Source organism: Pseudoalteromonas sp. MSK9-3 (assembly GCF_003590335.1).
Taxonomy (GTDB): Bacteria; Pseudomonadota; Gammaproteobacteria; order Enterobacterales; family Alteromonadaceae; genus Pseudoalteromonas.
Genome location: NZ_MIET01000035.1, coordinates 54,212 through 77,406, shown reverse-complemented (window position 1 = coordinate 77,406; position 23,195 = coordinate 54,212). Strand labels below are relative to the sequence as shown.

Annotated in this window: 23 protein-coding genes; 8 read left to right on the top strand and 15 right to left on the bottom strand. The window is 41.2% G+C overall.

What is annotated here, in order from left to right; all coding sequences use genetic code 11:
• Positions 1–78: 78 nt before the first annotated feature.
• Positions 79–1,404, top strand: a complete 1,326-nt coding sequence (locus BGP78_RS17005) for an IS4 family transposase (RefSeq protein ID WP_119862498.1) — start codon at positions 79–81, stop codon at positions 1,402–1,404.
• A 355-nt stretch (positions 1,405–1,759) separates the two neighbouring features.
• On the opposite strand, the gene BGP78_RS17000 is transcribed toward BGP78_RS17005, so the two are convergent.
• The 4 genes from BGP78_RS17000 to BGP78_RS16985 all read right to left on the bottom strand — a co-directional run bounded on the left by BGP78_RS17000 (position 1,760) and on the right by BGP78_RS16985 (position 4,522).
• Complete coding sequence (locus tag BGP78_RS17000; RefSeq protein WP_119862497.1) at positions 1,760–2,011, bottom strand: DUF2999 family protein; 252 nt, start codon at positions 2,009–2,011, stop codon at positions 1,760–1,762.
• 133 nt (positions 2,012–2,144) lie between these two features.
• A complete protein-coding gene (locus tag BGP78_RS16995) occupies positions 2,145–2,732 on the bottom strand; it encodes a LysE family translocator (protein ID WP_259386359.1) in 588 nt (195 codons plus the stop codon).
• Positions 2,733–2,783: 51 nt separating this feature from the next.
• Positions 2,784–3,803, bottom strand: a complete 1,020-nt coding sequence (locus tag BGP78_RS16990) for a S41 family peptidase (RefSeq protein WP_119862495.1) — start codon at positions 3,801–3,803, stop codon at positions 2,784–2,786.
• A 131-nt stretch (positions 3,804–3,934) separates the two neighbouring features.
• On the bottom strand, positions 3,935–4,522 hold the full coding sequence (locus tag BGP78_RS16985) for a GNAT family N-acetyltransferase (RefSeq protein WP_119862494.1): 588 nt from the start codon (positions 4,520–4,522) through the stop codon (positions 3,935–3,937).
• A gap of 155 nt (positions 4,523–4,677) precedes the next feature.
• Here BGP78_RS16985 and BGP78_RS16980 point away from each other — a divergent pair, with 155 nt between their 5' ends.
• On the top strand, positions 4,678–5,691 hold the full coding sequence (locus BGP78_RS16980; RefSeq protein ID WP_182912309.1) for a tetratricopeptide repeat protein: 1,014 nt from the start codon (positions 4,678–4,680) through the stop codon (positions 5,689–5,691).
• A gap of 54 nt (positions 5,692–5,745) precedes the next feature.
• On the opposite strand, the gene BGP78_RS16975 is transcribed toward BGP78_RS16980, so the two are convergent.
• Entirely contained in the window at positions 5,746–7,698 is a 1,953-nt protein-coding gene (locus BGP78_RS16975; RefSeq protein ID WP_182912313.1) for an alpha-amylase family protein, read from the bottom strand.
• 186 nt (positions 7,699–7,884) lie between these two features.
• Entirely contained in the window at positions 7,885–8,226 is a 342-nt protein-coding gene (locus tag BGP78_RS16970) for a helix-turn-helix domain-containing protein (protein ID WP_119862491.1), read from the bottom strand.
• A gap of 119 nt (positions 8,227–8,345) precedes the next feature.
• Here BGP78_RS16970 and BGP78_RS16965 point away from each other — a divergent pair, with 119 nt between their 5' ends.
• From BGP78_RS16965 to BGP78_RS16955, 3 genes are all read left to right on the top strand, one after another.
• Complete coding sequence (locus tag BGP78_RS16965) at positions 8,346–9,110, top strand: SDR family NAD(P)-dependent oxidoreductase (protein WP_119862490.1); 765 nt, start codon at positions 8,346–8,348, stop codon at positions 9,108–9,110.
• Positions 9,111–9,118: 8 nt separating this feature from the next.
• Positions 9,119–9,787, top strand: coding sequence for a cupin domain-containing protein (locus tag BGP78_RS16960; protein WP_119862489.1), 669 nt, complete (start codon positions 9,119–9,121; stop codon positions 9,785–9,787).
• 668 nt (positions 9,788–10,455) lie between these two features.
• The gene (locus BGP78_RS16955; RefSeq protein WP_119862488.1) at positions 10,456–11,364 is read left to right on the top strand and encodes a histone deacetylase; all 909 of its coding nucleotides are present in this window, start codon (positions 10,456–10,458) and stop codon (positions 11,362–11,364) included.
• Positions 11,365–11,434: 70 nt separating this feature from the next.
• Here BGP78_RS16955 and BGP78_RS16950 read toward each other — a convergent pair whose 3' ends face one another.
• Positions 11,435–12,154 (bottom strand): ABC transporter substrate-binding protein, encoded by a 720-nt coding sequence (locus BGP78_RS16950; protein WP_119862542.1) that lies wholly within the window; start codon positions 12,152–12,154, stop codon positions 11,435–11,437.
• Positions 12,155–12,300: 146 nt separating this feature from the next.
• Here BGP78_RS16950 and BGP78_RS16945 point away from each other — a divergent pair, with 146 nt between their 5' ends.
• Positions 12,301–13,164: a TPR end-of-group domain-containing protein gene (locus BGP78_RS16945; protein ID WP_119862487.1), complete on the top strand. Its 864-nt coding sequence runs from the start codon at positions 12,301–12,303 to the stop codon at positions 13,162–13,164.
• 126 nt (positions 13,165–13,290) lie between these two features.
• Here the strand turns inward: BGP78_RS16945 and BGP78_RS16940 are convergent, their stop codons facing one another.
• From BGP78_RS16940 to BGP78_RS16915, 6 genes are all read right to left on the bottom strand, one after another.
• Positions 13,291–13,614: a hypothetical protein gene (locus BGP78_RS16940; RefSeq protein ID WP_171044425.1), complete on the bottom strand. Its 324-nt coding sequence runs from the start codon at positions 13,612–13,614 to the stop codon at positions 13,291–13,293.
• A 19-nt stretch (positions 13,615–13,633) separates the two neighbouring features.
• On the bottom strand, positions 13,634–14,092 hold the full coding sequence (locus BGP78_RS16935) for a nuclear transport factor 2 family protein (protein WP_119862485.1): 459 nt from the start codon (positions 14,090–14,092) through the stop codon (positions 13,634–13,636).
• Between the two features lie 60 nt (positions 14,093–14,152).
• Entirely contained in the window at positions 14,153–14,893 is a 741-nt protein-coding gene (locus BGP78_RS16930; protein ID WP_119862484.1) for a ferredoxin--NADP reductase, read from the bottom strand.
• A gap of 57 nt (positions 14,894–14,950) precedes the next feature.
• On the bottom strand, positions 14,951–15,934 hold the full coding sequence (locus BGP78_RS16925; protein WP_119862483.1) for a hypothetical protein: 984 nt from the start codon (positions 15,932–15,934) through the stop codon (positions 14,951–14,953).
• Between the two features lie 431 nt (positions 15,935–16,365).
• Entirely contained in the window at positions 16,366–17,067 is a 702-nt protein-coding gene (deoD, locus tag BGP78_RS16920) for a purine-nucleoside phosphorylase (RefSeq protein WP_010365727.1), read from the bottom strand.
• Positions 17,068–17,082: 15 nt separating this feature from the next.
• Complete coding sequence (locus tag BGP78_RS16915; RefSeq protein WP_119862482.1) at positions 17,083–18,297, bottom strand: phosphopentomutase; 1,215 nt, start codon at positions 18,295–18,297, stop codon at positions 17,083–17,085.
• 304 nt (positions 18,298–18,601) lie between these two features.
• Here BGP78_RS16915 and udk point away from each other — a divergent pair, with 304 nt between their 5' ends.
• Positions 18,602–19,231 carry a uridine kinase gene (udk, locus tag BGP78_RS16910; RefSeq protein ID WP_119862481.1) on the top strand — a complete coding sequence of 210 codons (630 nt, stop codon included), beginning with the start codon at positions 18,602–18,604 and terminating at the stop codon, positions 19,229–19,231.
• 16 nt (positions 19,232–19,247) lie between these two features.
• Entirely contained in the window at positions 19,248–20,471 is a 1,224-nt protein-coding gene (locus BGP78_RS16905) for a NupC/NupG family nucleoside CNT transporter (RefSeq protein WP_119862480.1), read from the top strand.
• A 121-nt stretch (positions 20,472–20,592) separates the two neighbouring features.
• On the opposite strand, the gene BGP78_RS16900 is transcribed toward BGP78_RS16905, so the two are convergent.
• A complete protein-coding gene (locus tag BGP78_RS16900; RefSeq protein ID WP_119862479.1) occupies positions 20,593–21,483 on the bottom strand; it encodes a DMT family transporter in 891 nt (296 codons plus the stop codon).
• Positions 21,484–21,890: 407 nt separating this feature from the next.
• Complete coding sequence (locus tag BGP78_RS16895; protein ID WP_119862478.1) at positions 21,891–23,099, bottom strand: RsmB/NOP family class I SAM-dependent RNA methyltransferase; 1,209 nt, start codon at positions 23,097–23,099, stop codon at positions 21,891–21,893.
• Positions 23,100–23,195: the final 96 nt, after the last annotated feature.

Below are 23,195 nucleotides of genomic sequence, written 5' to 3'. Positions count from 1 at the left end.
AGAAATATTTGATGATCCATTGACCGATCTACTGGTTAGTTTATAAAGGCTTCTGAATTTATTCAGGAGTCTTTTCTTTTGCAATTAACGACAGCACTTTCTCTTGCCAATGGCTATGCCCCTAACTCAGAAGGCTTAGGTCAACTGAGTGATTTCCTATGCCCAGATTTCATCAAGCAATGCGCTGAAACTGCGGGTGTCGCTACGATAAGACGCAGGAGACTTCCTGTTGAAATGGCGGTTTGGACGGTTATTTGTATGTCGCTTTACCGTGAAGACCCGCTGTGGAGCATCGTCAGTAAACTCGGCTTAGCGTTACCCGGAAAAAGAGAACTCGTTGCACCAAGTGCGGTTGTGCAAGCGAGGCAGCGCCTTGGTGCGGATGCCGTTAAAGAGGTTTTCCAACAAAGTCAGAAAATGTGGAATGCTGATGCCAACCACCCAACATGGTGTGGTTTATCACTATTAGGCGTTGATGGTGTCATTTGGCGTACACCTGATACAACTGAAAATCATCAGGCGTTCTCTACATGGAAGAATCAACACGGCGATACAGCTTACCCTCAAGTACGTATGGTTTGCTTAATGGAGCTCACCAGCCATTTATTAATGGGAAGTGCCTTTGATAGCTGTCGTTCAAGTGAGATGGTACTTGCTGAAGACCTAATCGATGTAACCCCCGATAATTCACTGACGTTATTTGATAGAGGCTTTTATTCTCTAGGCTTACTCAATCGCTGGCATCATGCAGGGAAAAATCGTCACTGGCTCCAACCTATGAGAAAAGGAACTCAGTATGAAGTCGTTCGCTCGTTAGGTCGTCAAGACAAACTCATCAAGCTAAAAACGACAGCACAAGCGAGAAAGAAGTTTGCTGACTTACCCAATGATATTGAAGTGAGACTTGTCACAAAAATGATTAAGGGGAAAGAGGTGAATATTCTCACTTCACTGACCGACCAGATGCGTTTCCCTAAAGCTGAAATAATAGACTTATACAGTGATAGGTGGGAAATCGAACTTGGCTATAGAGAGATGAAGCAAACCTTGTTAAATAGCCACTTTACGCTACGTAGCAAAAAACCAGACATGATAATGCAAGAGCTGTGGGGCGTATTACTTAGCTATAACTTGCTCAGATATCAGATGGTGAAAATGGCGCAGACAAAGCCAGGGATATATGCGAAACACCTTAGCTTTACGACGTGTGCAATAAGTATTATTAACTTAATTCAAACGATGTTTATAGAGAATGCTGGACGGATCCCCAAGTCAATTGAGCAATTACAAGCTCAAGTCGAACATCACATATTACCGATAAAGCGGGAACGCTCGTATCCGAGGTGCATTAAACCAAAACCCAGTAAATATCCCAATAAAAAATGCCAGTCAGTTGTTAACTGACTGGCATTAAGCAACTTGCTGGCTTTTTTATACTCAGTGAGGCTCTAGTGATACACCCAGTGTACTTATGCTTAGCACTTTAAGCGGCAATACTTCTATTTAACCCTGCACACTATGTCATCGCAAGAAACGGTCAAAGCGGTATCCAGAGGAATGTATCTTGTCTAATGGTTAAATTTCGTTATCACCTGTAAACAATATGAGGGTGCTCAATATCATGCTGCAACACTTAACGGTGGATTTACTGCGGCTAGCTGGTCATTTGGCTGAAACAAGAAATCTAAAATAGAGATAATAGACAGCTATAAGTCAAAGTCATTTAACTGACAATGACTCACAGCTTTTAAGGCAGGATTTATTGCTTTAGCTTGGCTTTTGCTTCTTCTACTTTTGAAAAGTCTAAGCCGAGCTCTTCCACAGCCTCTTTAATAAGTGCAGGGTTTTGCATGACTAGGCCCATAAGTTGTTGCAATTTGTCTTGTGGGATCCCTAGCTGTGACACGACACCCATAGCCATTAAAGGGTTTTCAGTTAGCGTTTGAAATAGCTCGCTTATCTGAGTATCACTGATATTGTGTTCTTTTAAAATCGCAAGAATTGGGTTCATTAAACTACCTTTTATAAAATGAGGATATAAGCCAAAGCTTATCACTAATTTTGCAAGTTCCTAAGTTACTCGCTGTATCGTAAGCTATAAATAGTGATAAATGCCGCTAATTCAAGAGCCAATACACAAAGAGTCACTTTTGTGGCATCAACGCCACAGCCAAACCCGATGAAATAAAGGTCAATCCAGCGCCAATATTTAGCTTAAGCACAAAACGGGGCTTTGCGTGTAACCAGCAGCAACTTAACCGAGATGCAAAAAGTCCCATAAACGTAAACCCAAGTGCAGTCAAAAAAGCAAACCATACCCCATAACCAACCATTTGAGTGGTAACTGAACCTAGCTCAGGGTTAACAAACTGTGGGATAAATGCCAAAACAAATAACCCAGGTTTAGGGTTAAGCGCTGCTGATAAAAACCCAGTTAAAAATATAGCGCTCAATGGTTGGCGAGCAACAGGGTTAAGCGTGAACAACCCTTTACTGCGTAGCACCTTAACCCCAAGCCAGATCAAATACGCAGCACCGATTGTTTTAACGATGTAAAATGCAAGCGTTGAAGTTTGCAATAAAACCGTTAGCCCGAGCGTCGCTGCCAATACATGAAACAAAATACCAGTCCCCGATGCAGAACCAGACACCAAGGCTGCACGCTTCCCTTGGCTCAGACCTCTGCCGATAGCCAGTAAATTATCAGGCCCAGGAGAGCAAACAAGTACCATACAAGCCACTGTAAATGCTAAAAACACCTCAAATGGAAAGATAATTCACCTTTATTTAAGTACAGCTTGCACATCACTTAACGCAGAGTTTATATCATGTAATTCATGAACATTGCTTTTAGTTTTTGCTAGCTCTTGCAATGCCATTTGATGTGCATACGATAAAGCGCTATCCGCGGAAATATTATGATGAGGCTTAACACCGACCCCTTCCCAATTAGTCTCAGTGACGGGGTTGATGGCCATAGATACCGGCATAGCAACGCGTAAAGTGTCAGTAAGATTTACAAAACGCCAGGGGTTCGCTCCCCCTTTGGTTTTTTCGCCTATAATGGTGGCTCTTTGTAAATGCTTAAAGTTGTATGTAAACTCCTCAGCGGCAGAAAATGTCGCATTACTGGTTAGAATATAAATCGGTAATGTAGCGTGCTTTTCACCTTCAATTGGCACCGTCCAGTACTCGCTTGTTTTGCCGGTATCGCGCGAGTAAAAACTATTTAAATGAGTCGGTTTATCTAAAAAGTAACTACTAATAAGCTGAACCATCGCCGCATCACCGCCACCGTTCTCTCGTAAGTCAATGATCAAACTATCAACACCGTCTAACAGTGTCATAAGCGCTTGTACTTTTTGTTTACTCTGCTCTGTCACATTAGAAAAGCCCCAAAAAGCCAATATTCCTACATTTCCAGGTAATATTTCAACGTGATTGAATCCAAAGTTTTTACGTTCAAGCTTGGTAAACCAAGACTCGTAAGGCTTCGCTGTTCTACTGTGTTTACCCGACTGAGATTCACTCTTTGAAACACTAAGATGCTTGTCGAATTCAGCCAATGTTTCATTTAATACAGGCAATAGCGCTGATACATCTTTTGCTTGTTTGAACGCTTGAGAGTTTTCAAACTGAGACAAGCCGTCAATAATTTTAGGGATGCTATTTTGCATCACATACAATTGGGTGATCTGTTGCTTTAATTTGCGCAGCAATTGCTGCTTTTCAACTTCGTTTGCGCGCGCAGGTGTTGCTAATAAAAATGATAGTAAAACAAGAGATAATAGACCTGCTTTCATTCAATCCTCAATCTGTTAGTCCTTAACTTTTAGAATAGACTTTGTCTATGTCAGTAAGTTCCCTATTTGTATTCAATAAATGACCTGTTTAAATACATTTTCGAAGACCCTAACTTGAATACGTGTTTATATTACGCCCGTTCATACAGCTTAAATTCAAGGTTATTTCGAACCGCAGGCCACTCACTGGCAATGATTGAATACACCGCTGTGTCTCGTAAAGAGCCATCTTTCATAATTTTATGCGCTCGCAATATACCATCTAATTTCGCGCCTAAACGCTCTATGGCAGCTCTTGAAGTTTGATTAAAGAAATGGGTATTGAACTCAACCGCAACAGCATCGCAACTTTCAAATAAGTTGCTTAGCAACAATAGTTTAGATTCTGTATTGATGGGGCTACGGCGCACTGAATTTGCATACCAAGTGTACCCAATCGCTGCCCGCTTGTTAGGTCCGTCAACATTATAGTAACGGGTGGTTCCCACGACGGTATCCGTGCGTTTGTCAATCACCGCATAAGCGACCTCGCCCTGTTTAGCTTGCTCTATTGCCTTTGCCACATAGTCTGAAATATCATCAGGCTTTGGGACACTGGCGTACCAAAGCCGCCAATATTCACCATCTTTTGCAGCTTCTTGTAAGGCACTAACATGTTGCATCACGAGAGGCTCTAATCTGACGTACTTACCATCCAATGCTTGGTTTTTTATCCACATAATCTATACTCTATTCATAATGTTGCAAAAATCATACTGCATACTACCAAAGTGCCCACTACCTTTTTAAGATATGTTTAATAAAAACATAATTGGGGTGTTTATTTACTAATGCACAATAAAATAAAATCAAGTTTTATTGGGAGTGTTTAGCGTTGCTCATATCATCGTTGTATTTTATAGCTGTTTTGACCTCCGCTGCAGAGTTCCCTAATCCCAAAGAGTTTAATAAGCTCGCAGCCAGTGATCCGCACTTTACTGCAAAGCAATTTCAAAAATATAAACACCTGCCCGTCAGTGCAGGGGCTTTTGAATTACATACCAACATATTTAGTACCTCAGTCAAAATTAATGATCCCATAACAGCGGTAGCGTCAGGGTTATTACTCATTGATAAACGCTGGGATAAGGTATCGAATACACGCCAAGCTAACGTCTTGAATGGCTTAGGCATTTTATACAGAAAGAATGAAGTGTATGAAAAAGCGATTTCGGCTTATCAATGTGCCATGAGCTATGCCGCTGACAATCAAAAAGAACGTGTTAGATTGCTGCTAAACATGTATTCGTCGCAGCGTAAATTAGGGTTATATGATGACGCGGCTAATTCACTAAAACAAGCACAGCACCTTGCCACCGACGAGAAAGCCAAACGCCGCATACAACAAAAAAAAGCAACGCTCAATTTAGATGCTGGTAACTACCAACTCGCGCAACGGCAATTTATTAAACTATTTAGAGATGACAGTTTAAAAGGTACCTCAGAAAACGCTGTTAGGTCAGGACTAAATTTATTAGATAGCCTTATTTTACAAGGTAAATATCAACAATTTTGGCGTTATCATAACTCTGTAAAACAAAACATCTTCGACCTAAAAGTCGAAAACTATCACTATTTTTACCACTATGTAATCATGGAATCAGTCGTTCAAGCCAAGATGTTACCAAGCCAAGTTCAATTTAATCGCGTTGCTTACGCGTTAGAAAGAAGTACATTTCTCTACTCATATGGCTTAGAAGAGTCACTAAAAAAATATGTGAAAATTATTGATATACCCTGGGTCACTCGACATGTCCGCCCCTTTATGCAACAAAACATGTACGCACACCCGACCAAAATAGTGCCGGACGCTTTACTCATCCAATTATGCCAAAATGAACCCAAATAGCTTTTTATAGCCTGGATCGGCATAACAAATTCGTTATGCCGATGGTGCACAATTTTAAAAGCTTTCGTACTGTGCTGAATTTTTTCCAAACTCAAATATATTTATCTTACCGCATCGTGCAAAATGATTATTACTCGGGTAAGGCGCTTGAGCTTGTGTGATGTCATTTTCCCACCCTTGACCATTTTTTATGAATGCTTTTACCTCAAACCAGCCATTTACAGCTTGCTCACAGTCTAGTTGTACATCTAACATCCAATAATGCGCGCCAAACGTATTTAAAGGGCTAACACCAAAACCGTCTTTGGCGACTGTACGCTCAGCACTCCAACTGCGTGGCCAGTCATTTGTCGTCCAATCAAGAGGAGTTCCTTGTGCACCAGCCCCCTGTTCAGCCTGAACACCGCTCCAATCTAAATGACTATCCCCTGCTTTCCAGTTTTTCGTCGTAGGATTATTAAGGTTATTGTGTGTCATCCTCAGCGCGCAAGCAAAAGGGTCGACGTCACACTCTCTGCCCAGCTCACGCCCATAATTATGATCGATACCCCCTCGAATAAACAGATCTTGCCCTGATGACGTGTTTGCTTGAATAAATATGACAGTCCGCTGCTTAGTAGTAGGAGTTTGATCCTGTTCTAATTTAGTCTGATGATGAACAACCAGTGCACTCATAGGCGCCACGGCAACCTCAGCGAAACCATTGTCACCTACTCGTAATTGCTCCCCTGTGCAAATAGACTTATCATCACTGAGTTTGCCCGTTAACGTATCACAATAAATACCTGGCTCAAGGCCTGTTTGCAAAACTGCTCGTAACGTATCGCTTTCTCGATTAATCACGACAAAGCCTTCACTCCCGCGAGAAAAAGCAATTTGGTTAGCACCATTATCCCACCAATGATTTACCCGCCAAGCACCCACGGTGTTATTCCTAAACGCCACAGCTCCTGCAATATAGGGGTTTCGATGCTCGCATTGCCATAGCTGTGCAGTACAATTCAGTTGGCCGTTATGATGAACTGGGACATTAGGTGCCCCCGCATCAGTATCACCATTAAACTCAAAACTCGACATCACTTTCGGATAGCCATATGGAAAAGTAAGCATAAATACATTGGCTAAGTCATACAGCCGGCCATCTGCATACGTTACGACATTGCCCGCCCCTCCATGTCCTCTTTGATTATCGTGATTATCGATAAACACCACTGCTTTATCGCTTGGCATCAAGCCCCATGGCTCACCAAAATTACTTAGCCATGCCAACTTGCCACTTTTAAACGTCTCTCCAAGCTTTGTGGTATATTTGAACTCAGTTACCAAACCATTGTTGAAGTACTCACTCGCGCCGACGGCTTCAAAGCCTTGGTCAATAACTTCTTGAAATACCAAAGGAGTCCCTGTTACATTCGCTAAGACAGAGGCAATATCAGATGCCGGCATATGCTTACTCGCATCTAGCCTAAACCCAGCTACTCCCGTATCAACTAAACGATTTAAATACCCTGACAGTTGAGATTGTACATACGTTGAATCCGTATCAAGGTCGGCTAACCCCACTAATTCACAATGCTGTACGCGCCATGCATTATTGCCGTAGTCTGATCCGTTAATTGCACAGGTGCTATGAAAGTCTTGCTCACTGTACATAGGGAAATGCTTATAAGAAAACGTTGACCCTGCAAAGCCCTGCCCGCTTCCTGCTGCCATGTGATTGATCACCGCATCAACATAAATATCAACACCCGCCTGTTTACAACGCTGTACCATGTCTTTAAATTGCTGTTCATTTCCTCCACGGCTTTGTAGTTGATAACTGACTGGTTGATAGCGCGTCCACCAGGTATCGCCCACAATATGTTCATTGGGCGGTGAAACCTGTACCGCGGCGTATCCATTGGGTCCTAAAAATGCCTCGCACTCATGGGCTATGTCAGGCCAAGACCATTCAAATAAATGCACAAATGTTGTCGGTTGGGCTGCGACAGCACCCGAAAGATTCATTAGTGTTGCACCACTAACAAAGAGATACTTTGCCGCCCTTGATCGAATATTCTGAGGTAATCGTGTTCTGAGTAATGTTGTCATAATTGGCTCTTTTGTTGTCGAATGTTTATTTACAAACCGATAACAATGTAGAGCATGAATTATTTATATCCTATTGAATACGTATGCAATAGGATATATACACTATTTTGATTTATTAATTTCTTCTTGTAACTGAGTTAACGAGTCAAGTATCGACAACAACTTATATCCGAGTTCGGTAATGGTGTATTCAACACGAGGCGGGATCTCTGGGTAACTCAACTTTTCTAACAAGCCAAATTCAATATTACGCTTTAGGCACTGATTCAATACTTTGGTAGATAACCCCTCAGTGACTCTCACCATTTCTCCCGGGCGATTAACCCCTTGTGCCAGTAATTGATAGACCGTCAAAGACCATTTACAGCCCACAATGGTCTCGACCATTCGGGCTGATTGTGCGGGGCCAATAATTCGTTCAATTTTTTTATCTTTATTTATCATAAATATATACCACTAGGTACCTACCTAACCAAATTGTGCTTACTGTTTATAACTCGGACTAAACCGTATTCTATCGTCGAAGCAGCGCGGTTGTCGCGTTTAATTAATCAGGAGTTATTATGTTACTTTCTCATTCAGGATACGCTATGGTCGTTGGTGGAAGCAGTGGTATTGGCCTTGCTACTGCTAAGCAACTCATTGAATATAACGTACCCGTCGTCATAATTGGTAAAGATCCCGTAAAACTAAATAATGCCATTACCCAGTTAGACTCCTCATTGGTACAAGGAATACAGGCTGACCTCTACAAAGACACTGACAGGCAACGTATTGAAGATTATATAACTTCAAAAACAGAGGCAATATCTTATCTGGTGAACGCCGCAGGCTATTTTAGCCCCATGCCCTTTACTGAGCACTCTTTCGACGATTATGAAAAATACATGGCACTCAATAAAAGTTTATTTTTCATAACGCAAGCAGCAGTTAAACGTATGAAAATAGCGCAACAAGGAGCAATTGTTAACATCGGATCCATGTGGGCTCATCAAGCAATAAAAGCCACACCATCTTCAGCCTACTCAATGGCAAAAGCAGGGTTACACGCTTTAACACAACATTTGGCGATGGAACTCGCCGAACATAACATTCGAGTGAATGCGGTCGCGCCTGCGGTTGTTAATACTCCAATTTATAACCACTTTATTGACCCAAAAGAAGTGGATGGTGCACTGGCAAGCTTTGACCAATTTCACCCATTGGGCCGTATTGGTACATCAAACGATGTTGCAAATAGCATTATTTACTTGCTCAGTGAACAAAGCAGTTGGGTAACAGGGACTATACTCAATGTGGATGGTGGTGTAATGGCTGGCAGAAACTAGGTGACAGCATGACTTCAACAATACAAAAATTAAATGTCGACTTTGCACAACGAGTACAAATTGATACACCTGCTCAGCCTTGGTTGCCCAGCCCACTCACTGGCGTTGAGCGAAAACCACTAGCAAGGGAAGGTGCAGAGTCTGGTCATGCAACCAGCATTGTTCGATATGCACCTGGATCAGCGTTCTCTGAGCACACTCACCCTCTTGGGGAAGAGATTTTTGTACTAGACGGCATCTTTTCTGATGAACAGGGTGACTACCCTGCTGGCAGTTATATTCGAAATCCGCCGGGCAGCAAACATACCCCTTTTAGCGATACTGGCTGTACACTTTTTGTTAAGCTCAATCAATTCTCAAGGTCAGACTCACAGTCTGTGCGCATTAACACCCACAGCGCGCAGTGGTTAGCAGGGCAAGGGGGTCTGCGCGTTATGCCATTGCATTCTTTTGGCACGGAGCACACGGCATTAGTTAAGTGGCCAAAAGGAGAAGCTTTCGTGCCACATCGCCATTATGGTGGTGAAGAAATTTTGGTGTTAAGTGGTGTATTTAAAGATGAATATGGTCACTATCCACAAGGCACATGGTTACGCAACCCACACTTAAGTACACATCACCCTTTTGTAGATGAAAACACCATCATTTTGGTAAAAACAGGGCATTTACCTGAATAGTACTTACCTGAATAGTACTTACCTGAATAGTGCTTACCTCAGTAGCGCTTGCCTGAGTTAATCGCTTAATTTAGCGCCATTGCCTTGCAGTTTTTTACGTTATATTTTCTTAATGAGTACTATATAAGTACCCATCTTGAACGACGCGCCCCTCACTGCGCTGTCACGTTAGCGCAGTGAGAAGGCCAACTTAATAGATAAATTTATCACTGACTATCTTGTTCTTCGACTGATCATTACTCAGATCAACTCCCAGCTATGATGTTCCCCATTGTCTATATATCTATGCCGTAAAAAAATTATAGGGGCATGCCTTATTGTAGCCTCGTACACCACATCAAAAAAAGTTACTATATAACCTCAGGTTTGGATAAAGGTTTTGGAATAGAAAATGTTTTGAAAACAAACTTAACTACAATCCAATGATGATATTTTACTCAATATCAAGGCGCTTTTATGCAGCAATAGCGGGCTATTACAAATGAAAGCAACACCGAGAGTGTGAAAAATAGCTTTATTGGGCAAATTCGCTTATCCAGAGCTGAGGTTATATAGCTAAGATCGCACACTGTAACCTGCCATCTATTATTTAATCTAAATCCATGATCAATCTGCTAATCCGATTAGTACTGATTAAAATAAAATTAACGGCCTTTAATACATAAATCATGACTATAAATCCAAATTTACCACTCGTTTATCATCCAAACTACTCATTTAGTTTCGACCCAAAACACCGCTTTGTTATGAGTAAATTTGCTAACTTATATCACTATGTACAACAACAGGGTCTGATCACAAATAACCTATATCAGCCTGAACTGGGGACACCTAGCGACTTAGAATTAGTTCACTGTGAATCCTACCTATGGGATCTTTGGCACAATCAGCTGTCTGATAAAGTAATGCGTAGAATTGGCTTACCTTGGTCAGAAGCGCTCATGGCAAGAACTTTCACCGCGCCGCTGGGTACTTTAAAAACAGCAGAACTGGCATTAGAGCATGGCATAGCATGCCATTTAGCAGGAGGGACACATCACGCACATTATGATTTTGGATCTGGCTTTTGCATGGTGAATGATCTCGCTTTTACTGCAACCACGCTCGTGAAAAATAAGCACGTCAATAATGTCCTAATCTTCGATTTAGACGTACATCAAGGCGATGGCACTGCGGCAATGTTAAAGCATGATCCCTATGTTTTCACCTGTTCAGTGCACTGTGAAAAGAACTTTCCTTTTCGTAAGCACGACAGTGATTTAGATATTGGATTGGCAAACAATCTATCCGACACGCGATATTTAGACATCGTAAAAAATACCTTAGAGGGACTCATTGCCGATCTTAACCCAGATCTAGTGCTCTATGATGCTGGCGTAGATGTATGGGAACACGATGGGCTCGGTAAGCTTGATATTACTTGGCAAGGTATTGAAAAGCGTGATGCTTTAGTACTTAATACCTGTCAAAGTGCAGGGGTTCCCGTTGCAACCGTGATTGGTGGTGGCTATGACCGAGACCATAAAAGGCTGGCTCAAAGGCATGCCATTATTGTTGAGCAAGCGGCGCTTATATGAATAAATCATTTGCGCTAACATCACTGTACTCACTCTAACGCCATATATAAGCGCACAGCTAGATGCGTCATTAAGGTCCAATATGGCGTAAGTTATGTCGCTTCAACGCCGCTCTCACTTTATCAACTAACGCTTTATCTGTAGTATGACTAAAAGCGACACACGCTTTATTGTCATTGGTATTAGTAACTTCTAGTGCAATCTCAATCTTATCGAATGCAACGTTAAGTGCTTTCAAACTTTCAAAAGCGGTATACTCTGTGGTCATTATCAAATCTGTATAACCTGCTAACAGCTTTCTCGGGCTAGAACTGGGGTCTGCGGTGATATCAATATTAGTGCCATTTTCAAAGCCATTTTTTATTAAAAATTCATTTGATACACTACCTCGCACCACGGACACCAAATATTGCTTAGCATCATCTAAAGTCGTTAAATTAATGTCTTTTCTGGTTTTTAATTTAAATAAGTACTCTTTGACGGGCTGTAATAACGGGCAGGCCCATTGAAATAGCTTTTCGCGTTCAGGCGTGCGGTATATAGAATATATCATGGTGTTAGGATCAGTTTGTGCCAGTTTCATGGATCTTGCCCATGGGTAGCTTTGAATATCGTAACTGATGCTGGCATCGGCCAATATTTCACGCACTTTTTTTGTTGCCCGGCCATCAATTTCACCTTTATTATTAGTAAAATTATAAGGCACCCACTCTTCAGTAACCACTTGCAACTGTGGTTCCTCGGCATTAGCATAAAAACAACAAAGCCCAATAAAGACGATTACTCGCATTAACCCTACACCTGTACTCACGTACTCTGAATTATGAGCTTTAATGCGCATTAAAGCAAAATCAAAACATCGTTCTGCAATGTCCTTTGCATTTTATCGATAACTGATGCACCATGCATTCATTGCGTTTTTAGATCTTGGTCATTATGAAATACACACTCCTTTTTATTACTCTTTTATTATTTAGTTATAGCGCTTTAGCACAGCAGCCAACAGATCCTAATACCTCAGCCACCCACGCTGTTGAGCATGTTAAAAGCCCACTTTATCAACCACTCATTGAACGCTATATACTGGATGAACTCAAAGCGGTCCGTCAAGATCAGCAACAATTACGTGAAGATGTCACTAAACAAATCACGCATACTCAGCTCGATGCGGCCGACCGTGCACTCACTTACACCACTGATACTGTTAACAATATTCTGTTTATTATCACTGCCACAGCGTCTATTTTAATGCTAGTAGGATGGAACTCTCTTAGAGACATAAAAAGTAAAGTAGAAGATATTGTAAATCGTCGTGTAGGCGATATTACCGATGAATACGAACAGCGTTTGCAAGTACTTGAATCTAAACTAAAAGAACGTTCAGAAGAAATATTAAATAACCATAAAAAAATCACTATAACCAACGAAGTCCATTCGCTATGGATGCGCGCAAATCTTGAAAGTGATATGAACTCTAAAATAGAGATATATGATGAAATACTCAAACGTAAACCAGATGAAGTAGAAGCCATCGCCTATAAAGCAGACGCGCTCTTGGAACTAGGTCAAACAGGTATTGCTATTCAGCTTTGTAATCAGGCGATTGAATTAGATAATGACTATGGGTACGCATTTTGGCAAAGGGCTTGTGCATTCGCTATGCTCCATCAGCATACTGATGCACTCGCTGACATCCGCATGGCACTTGAGTATGCTCCTCATCTGAAAAACGAATTATTAAATGAAGCAGCTTTCACAAGTTTGCACGACAACGACAACTTTAAGAATTTGAGTACATGATCTAAAGTAACATGCATTGATACTATTGATCCCTATATGTATGTCATTTTAACCGAGCAAGCGGGAGTGTATTTCAAATAAACTGAGGCAATACACATTTGGTATTGCCGTCTTTCAGTCACATATTTAAAGTCGGTTTAAATACGCGTCGATCGCATGTGAAAGCAATTCGTCGATCTGATCTTCAAAATCACTCTTTTCTTTATCAAACTTATCTAAAAACGCGATGACTTGTGTATCTGAGAGGTTTTTATTACCAATGGTATACTCTCTTTCAGGTAACGCCTTATCGTATCGAGGCACAAAACCAAACTGAGCATAAACAGGCGCTTTTATTTTCTTTTGAGCAAATTCGCAAAAGCCCTCAACAAAGTCAATACCGGTTGGCCCTAAGCATCCAGGTTCAACTCGATACAACAAGTGTAATCTCTTATCTTGACTCATAAAAATGTGCCTAATCTTTTAAAAGTTATCTGAAAAATACAACTTTACGTATTTTTCCACCATCAATCTGGTAACTTGTTACAAACTCAGAATATTTATCAACAGTATTTTTATCCTTAAAGCACACCTGCGACGATTCATGATCAATAACAATATTCCCATGTGTAATGCGCTTTAATGACGTTGACTTTAAACATTTTGTTTTCTTAAACATTAGTCCATAGCGTTCAATCAACTTCTTTTTGCCAGTAAACATCAACGTCTGTGGATACATATAAAACTCAACATCCTCAGCGTACAATGAAAGAAACGCTTCAATATCTCTGTTATTGTAGGCCAAGATCAACTCATCAACAACTTGTGACGCCAGTCGTTCTTGTTCCGTCGTCACCACATCGGTTGGGTTAACGGCATTTTCTAACGCGGGGTTTGCACTGCATAAAAAAGACGTAAGAATAACAAAAAGAAGAATAATATATTTCATGATAACCAAGTAGGGTACAAATTCACGTTAACATAACAGACATATCGTTAATTTTAAAGCTCACCAGTACTGTTCGACGGTTATATGGCCAGGTTCTGCTCTTCTGTGTCGAGTAAAACCTTGTGCTAATAAAAGCTGCGTTGTGTCTTTTACCATTTGCGGGTTACCGCAAATCATAAAATGACTATTATCAGGGAATTGGTTCATTTTACAATGTGCTTGTAATGCCCCTGAGTCAATTAAGTCAGTAACACGGCCTCGTAATCCATGTTCGGGGTGTTCTCTTGTTACGAGCGGTATATAAGTAAACTGTTTGAACAGTGCGGCCGTGGCATGAATACTATCCTGATACGTTAAGTCGGTATTATGCCTGACTCCATGTACCAAAATAACACGCTTGAACTGCTCCCATACTTTTCCTTCTGCTAACATCGACAGAAAGGGCCCTATTGCAGTGCCTGTACTGAGCATCCATAATACATCCGCCTTAGGCACTTCATTTAGTGTAAAAAAACCATGCGCATCAGCTTCTATATCAACACTATCTCCCACATCTAACGTGGCTAAATGCGACGATAATCGCCCATCAGGGACTTCTATTAAGTAAAATTCAAGCAAAGGGTCTTGTGGCGCGTTAACAAAAGAATAAGCTCTAGCAACACGCTTACCATCAATGTTCAGTGCCAATTTTGTAAATTGCCCTGCCACAAATGGTTTTATATCCGCTGCTACCTTGATGCTAAAAAGGCTTGGTGTCCACCAATTAAACTCTACAATTTTACCCGAAACCCATTGTGCCATAATGCTACTCGCATCTTTATTATGATACTTTTAACCATGGCAGAAATGCGTATAAAGTCAAAGCTGTCCACACCAAGGTGAGCCAAGCTTTTCTGGCAATTTGTAAGCGCTAAATTTCATCGTTTTACCAGCAGGGTACAATTGTGCCGCTCCCACACGTTGTAAGTGTGCATAAATAGAATCCCCAAAACCTCGCTCGACAAAAATGTCTACATGTTTTTTAAGCCACGCATGGTTTGCTGTGCTAAGGCTTTGAGCTTTATATGAATAAGCAATAATATCTAACCATTCTAAATAATCTGATAATTGTGGATAGTATTCACTGGCTTTAGAATTAAAGTCAGCTCGATACTGACTAAACACCTCTAGCTTATTAGCAGCCAATGCTGTGCTTAATATATTGCCTGTGACGCCCGCTTCAGCACTTCTATTATCTACATTTAAATACAGCCTATGGGCTCGTTCAAAGCTTTCAAGTGCTTCTTCAAAATGTCCAATAGATTGCTTAATATTGCCACGCACCACCCAATAACCAGCTTTAACTCGCTCAGACAACTTGTCTATATCTACACTTTCTAATAGTTGGAAAGCCAACGCTGGCTGCTCTAGCAAGCGAAAAACAATCGCCTGATTCACTTTTAACTGTGCAAGCTCAATATTATTATCCGCAAACTCAAAAGCACATTGGTAATGTTTTTTTGCCTGTTCGAGTTGGCCGTTTAATCGATAAGCAACCCCAATTTTAGATAGGATCTGTAACCTTTCTTCATCAAAATATACTTTTAATTTCTCAGAAAAAATTTCATCGAGAATGTTCAAAAAAGCAGGCCAATCTCGGGCTCTTGTAGCCGCAGACAGCGCATGAAAATGCAACATCGCCACTTGTTTTGTCGTGTCGTTTTGGTAACGATTAACTAAGATTGGGTATTCAACTAACGCTTGCTTCGGCTTATTTACCGATAACCCTTTGAAATTACTTAACTCTGTAATTGATATAGGCAACATTAACCAAGAAGATAACAGTAAAAAAGATACCGACATGCCTACCACTCTAAACTTTTAGTGATAAGACAATAATAGACACGAATGAACAGAAAATGAATAAAGTAACGAGGTGACGTAGCGTACGGCTGAAATACATGATAACTCCAGTGTTCAAATATGCTGCCGATACTAGTTGATAAGCACAAAACCCACTGGGCTGACTTAAAAATACCAATAATCGGTTTAAAGCGAACACCCAATTGTCACTGCTATCTTTATAACGTCAAATGTTTATATAAATTATTACAAATTCAACGGCAAATCATGTCATTCATGAGATTTATCGCTCTGTGAAAGTAAAAAAAAACCGCACTAGGTGCGGTTTTTTGGGTGTGATTCGCTTTGTTTTAGGCGTGTCTCCAAAACTCTGCGATTACGTTACCAAGGAACTGGTTTGTTTACTGAATCACTTCAGTAAACATAATTCTTTAAATTGATTCTAATGCAATTTTGACCATTTCATTAAAGGTGCTTTGACGTTCTTCAGCAGGCGTTGCTTCACCTGTAATAACATGGTCGCTAACAGTAAACAAAGCCATGGCTTTAGCACCATATTCAGCAGCTACGCCGTACATGCCAGCGGTTTCCATATCAACAGCCATAATGCCAAGCTTATCTAATTCTTTATAAAACGTATCATCCGCTTGATAAAACGTATCAGTCGTAAATACGTTACCTACTTTTGCTTCAATACCAAGTTTACGTGCTGAATTGATACCGTTTTCAAGTAACCCAAAATCAGCAATCGCTGCAAAATCATAGCCACGTACACGTGCACGATTAACATTCGAATCTGTGCTTGCACCTTGTGCAAAGATGACATCACGTATTTTGATATCTTGACTAATACCACCACAAGTACCGATACGGATCAGGTTCTTAACGCCATAGCTCACAATCAGTTCACGAGCATAAATAGACATTGATGGGATCCCCATACCAGAGCCCATGATGCTCACAGGTTTACCATTATATGTACCTGTAAAACCAAACATGTTACGTACACCAGTTACCTGACGTGCATCTTCTAAAAAATGCTCTGCAATGTATTTAGCGCGTAGTGGATCACCAGGCATTAATACCGTTTCAGCAAAATCACCACTGTTTGCGTTAATATGAGGAGTGCTCATCACCTATTTCCTTCTTTATGCTTTGTTAAGTGAAGAAATAAAACCTTCACCATACTCAAGCGCAGATAAATTAAACCACTGGGCAAGGGTTTGACCTATGTCTGCAAAACTTTGTCTTTCTCCCAAGGGAGTATTTTTCATACCCGGTGTATATGCCAATACTGGCACGTACTCTCGCGTATGATCAGTACCTGGCGCTGTCGGATCACAACCATGATCAGCGGTAATGATCAGTAAATCATTCGCACCTAGCTTACCTAGTATAGTTGGCAAATAGTCATCAAACTGCTTAAGTGCCTCAGCATAACCAACGGGTTTACGTCGATGGCCAAACTTCTCGTCGAAATCGACTAAGTTCGTAAAGATCAAACTATGATCTGGTGCTTCATCCATCACCTCTGATGTTTTATCTAATAAATTCATCAGTCCTGGTGCTTTATGCTTTTGTGTAATGCCTTGATGCGCATAAATATCGGCTATTTTACCAATACTTATCACCTCACCACCGTCTTCAGCCAACTTATCTAGCAACGTTGGTGCTGGAGGTAATACAGAGTAATCTCTACGATTACCCGTTCGAATAAAGTCGGCACTCGAAGTGCCTATAAACGGCCGCGCAATTACTCGTCCTATATTCATTTCATCAAGCAGTGCCCGTGCGATGTCACATACTTGATAAAGCTTGTCAAGGCCAAACGATTGCTCATGAGCGGCTATTTGAAAAACGCTGTCAACTGAGGTGTAACAAATTGGCATGCCTGTTTTTACATGCTCTTCACCCAGTTGCTCTAAAATAGTCGTACCTGACGCGTAGCAATTTCCCAATATGCCTGGGATACCTGCTCGCTTACATAGTTCATCGATAAACGCTTGGGGGAAACACGGTGTCGTGTTTGGAAAATAGCCCCAATCAAATAAAACAGGCACACCTGCCATCTCCCAGTGACCCGAAGGAGTGTCTTTACCACTAGAAAGCTCTTTGGCATAACCCCAAGCGGCTTCTGGTGGTTGGCGCTCTGCAACCTGACAGGCTTTTTTACCTGCTGATTCACATGCGTCGACTAAACCTAGCTTCGTCAAATTAGGTATAGGAAGTGCATTACCTGTGTCTGCTTTATACGCTTCTAAAAGGTGAGCAAGTGTATTGGAACCTACATCGCCAAACTTTTCTGCATCCGGTGCAGCACCCACGCCGAGGCTATCTGCCATTAGTATGATTGCTCTTGCCATAAATCACCTCTTTAATAAACTATCTGAGTTTTCTTTTATGCGTCATTAGTCCTGTCACGCTCTCAGAGATTGCTACTTTATTGTTGCACTGCAATAATTTACAGGACATAAGTCCGCTGTAATAAAAGCATAACAAAATTCACCCGCCACGTGAAAAATCTTGTTTTGTCTCACAGGACAAAAGTCCTGTTTTGTCAGCGTCAAAGTCGCTAAATTTGCAACCTAAGCGAAGCAAAAGAGATTAATCGTGTCTTTTTTGCTATTGTGATCTTCCAACGTTAACGACAGCTGGGTGTGAACTTTAGTGACACGAACAATTATAGCTATTGCTGGAGCCTCTGCTTCTGGCAAATCTCTCTTTACACAAACAATTTATAATGAGCTAGTAAATGAGCTTGAAACAGGTGCTATCGCCATTATAGAAGAAGATGCATATTATAAAGATCAATCGCATCTTCCGTTTGAACATAGAACGCAAACAAATTATGACCATCCGGATGCGTTTGAACATGATTTACTACGACAGCATTTAGAGCAGTTAAGGCAAGGGAAAACCATTGAAGTCCCTACTTATGACTATGCTCAACACACACGTAGCAGCGAAACGCGTACAGTAATACCGGCAAAAATATTAATTATTGAAGGTATATTGCTACTTAGCGATTCAGCACTTAGTGAAGAATTCGATATCAAGGTGTTTATAGACACACCATTAGATATCTGTTTACTGCGCCGAATGCAACGAGATATCGAGCAGCGCGGTAGAAGCTTACCGTCAGTGGTTGAACAATACCAAGCTACGGTAAGACCTATGTTTTATCAGTTTATTGAGCCGTCAAAGCACAATGCTGACTTGGTAGTGACCCGTGGCGGTATGAATCGCGTTGCGATTGATATAATTAAAAGTAAAATAAAATATTTACTGCAAGAATAAAACGGGACTTTCTGGCATGACAACAATAATGAGCTTGGTCGGCATGTTTATGCTGCTAAGCGTAGCATACGGTTTTTCAACTGACCGAAGTGCTATAAATAAAAGAACAGTCAGTATTGCTTTTGCGATGCAAGTACTGATTGGTGGCTTTATCCTGTTTGTAGAAGCAGGCAAAAACGTGTTGGCCAGTATATCTTCTGGTGTATCGGCTGTCATTGGTTACGCTAACGATGGTATTGGTTTTTTATTTGGCTCTTTAGCCGATAAAGAAGCGCTTGGTTTTATATTTGCCGTGCAAGTATTGCCCGTGATTGTTTTCTTCTCTGCTTTAGTCGCTGTGTTGTATCACATTGGCATCATGGAGTGGATGATTAAAATACTCGGTGGTGGGATGCAAAAGCTGCTGAAAACATCGCGTCCGGAGTCGTTATCAGCAACTGCTAACATTTTCGTTGGACAAACTGAAGCGCCACTGATTGTAAAGCCTTTCATACCTACAATGACGAAGTCGGAATTGTTTGCAGTGATGGTTGGTGGCTTAGCAACCGTAGCAGGATCAGTTATGGCAGGCTACGTAGCAATAGGGGTTGAGCTAAAATACTTGATTGCGGCAAGCTTTATGGCGGCACCGGGTGGTTTCTTAATGGCAAAAATGATTGTGCCAGAGACTGAAACTCCCAAAGAAAACTTAGCTGATGTCAGTGCAAACGATGAAAAGCCAGTCAATGTTATTGATGCAGCTGCTGGCGGCGCATCAAGCGGGATGCACCTTGCCCTGAATGTTGGTGCAATGTTACTCGCATTCGTCGCATTGATTGCTCTATTAAATGGCCTGTTAGGCAATATTGGTGGGCTATTTGACCACCCAACACTGACATTACAAGAGATTTTGGGTTACATCTTTGCGCCAGTTGCTTGGCTAATCGGTGTACCTTGGCACGAAGCAGTTACTGCAGGTAGCTTCATCGGCCAAAAATTGGTAGTTAACGAATTTGTTGCTTACCTAGATTTTATGAATTATCGAGATACGTTAAGTGAACATACACAAGCGATTGTCACATTCGCGTTATGTGGATTTGCTAACTTATCATCGATTGCTATCTTACTAGGCGGACTTGGCGGTATGGCGCCGAGTCGAAGAAAGGATATCGCACGCTTAGGGCTCAGGGCGGTTTTAGCAGGGTCAATGGCTAACCTAATGAGCGCCGCAATTGCAGGGTTTTTCCTCTCGCTAGCTTAGAAACTTAACGAGACAAACTGACACAGTTGCAAAACAATTGGTTGATAGCCTTAAGGGGTTAAGGCTATCACACTAACTTGAACGATACTTCACCAAAGGGCCGTAAGGCCCTTTTATCGTTTTATGTACTTACACATTTTACGACCATACTGTGCCACATTCTACTGAACACGCCTGTCACAAACCCAACACCCAGCAATATTAATAGACCTCCAACAGCCGTATAGTAAGTCAACGTTTCTTCAAGCACTAAATATCCCCATAACATACCAAATAATGGGATCAAGAATGTCACCGATAACGCTGATTGTGCGCCCATTGTCGCTATCAATTTAAAATACAAAATATAAGCCGCACCAGTACACACGACACCGAGTAATAGTACTGACCATAAGGTATCTGCGTTGAAGGTTACATCATATGGATATAATAACAGCAACGGAAAAATGAGTATCACTGAGCCCCATAGACTGCCTTGAGCATTGTTTAAAGTACCACAGTCAGGCGCTAATTTGGTGTAATGTGAAGCAATCGCATAACTCAACGTCGCACCAAGTGTGGCACATATGGCACCAGCCGAATACCCCGTTGACACATCGATATCAGCCCAGACAAGTGTGATCACACCTAACAAACCCAATAAGCACCCTAGTATTCTTACCTTACCCATTTTGTCTTTAAAGTAAATGGCACCGATCAGTACCCCCCAAAATGGGGCTGTTGAATTTAAAATAGCTAACAATGATGCATTTAATGTTTGAGCTGCATAAGCGAATAATAAAAAAGGCAATGCTGAATTAAAGCAGCCCAAAGTCAAATAATGTTTTTTGTAATACCACAGCTGCGGCTGCTGTTTTAAGAGACCCCCAACAACACACAGAAATAGCGCTCCGAGCAAAACGCGTAACTCCATCAATAAAATTGGTCCGAGATCTGTCACCAATATGCGTATAAATAAAAATGATCCCCCCCAAATTGCTGCCAACAATAATAAGCCAAGAATACTTTTCATGGAAAACTCCAAAAATCACGTGGTACCCACTTTGTCATGGGTACTAACTTAGTTCACGCCATAACTGGAAGTAACTATCAAAACACACACAAATAAATACTTGCAACTGATATATTTGATGACACTTAACGACTGAAAGCATACTTCATAAGCAGTTAATATTACTCATGAGCTGCTATTGAATGCGCCGATGCGTATGAGCCGGGATCTACTGTGCTCTGTAATTGAGAAAGTTGAGGGAGTTGAGGGAGTTGAGTGAGTTGAGTGAGTTGAGTCTGCACTGTGGATATTAACCCACCCTCAGTCAAAAAAGAGATAAAAAGCCGCTATTATAAATAGCAGCTTATTATAATGTAGGCTCTACTACGATAGTGAATGGTTATTAACCACGAGAAAGCACTGTTCAGTTAAACGGGTAAACGCTCAAGTACCGCAATGTAAAATCCGTCATAGTCAGAGGTATAACCCGGTAATAAACTGTGCGCTTCTAGCAGTTTAAAGTGTTCATTTTCAGCCAAAAACTGTTTTACCTGCTGTTCATTCTCACTCGGTAACACGGAGCAAGTTGCATATACTAAGCGGCCACCAGGTTTACACATCTGGCTGTAGCGCTGTAATATTTCGGCCTGCAACACAACCAGATTATCAATACTCTCATTATTTAAATGCCATTTAGCATCTGGGTTACGCCTTAAAACACCAGTACCAGAGCAAGGCACATCCAATAAAACACGATCAAATTTGTCTTTTAAGCGCTTAACTGTTTTGCTATTTTTAATCATACGGGTTTCTAAGGTATGAATACCCGCTCGTTTAGCGCGCTTTTTCAATGTATCTAGCTTATGTTGGTGGATATCCATCGACAACACATAACCCTTATTTTGCATTAGCGCAGCGATATGAAGGCTTTTTCCACCAGCACCCGCGCATGCATCAACAACACGTTGTCCGGGTTTTACATCTAATAATGTGGCCACTTTTTGCGAACCTGCATCTTGCATTTCAAACCAGCCATTTTGAAATGCATCGCTTTTAAATAGAGGGCCATATTGTGTTACCTCAAGACCTTCACTATCTGCAATTTTCTGTGTTTCAATATTTAATCTTTTTAAGGATTTTTGTAATGTTGCAACGTCAGTTTTTAACGTATTCGTTCGTAAGTAAGTTTTTGCAGGCTGATTAAGCGCATGTGCCACATTAGGCCACTTATCAGCGAGTTCATTGAACCCTCTCTCCCATAACCAATCGGGATAAGACAGCTTTTGTGCATCACTGGCCATTGATAAATTACTATTTAACGCTTCCAGTGATAAACCTTCAAACTCAGACCAACTTGGCATAGGCTCTTCACCAAGCAGTAACGTCATAGCGCCCCAAAGTTGCCATGCATATGTCTGTGCATCACGACTACGCATATTGCCCAAAGCCGTCTCTAATTTGCGATGAAATCGCAGCACATTGTAAACACCTGTAACGTAACGCTCTTTGCGCTTTAAGTCCCAATATGGATACTCTGCAAGCGTATGCTCTATCACTTTATCTGCGTATTGTTGCTGTGAAAAGACTTGCATTAAAGTAGTAACAATCGCTTCTACAGATTGACGTTCAACGTGCACAGAAAACCCTTAATTAAAATAACAAACAACGGTAATTGTAACTTTTTTTAGGATTGACAGCGAGCGTTGTTAAACGTCATTTTTTCGTGCTTGTAA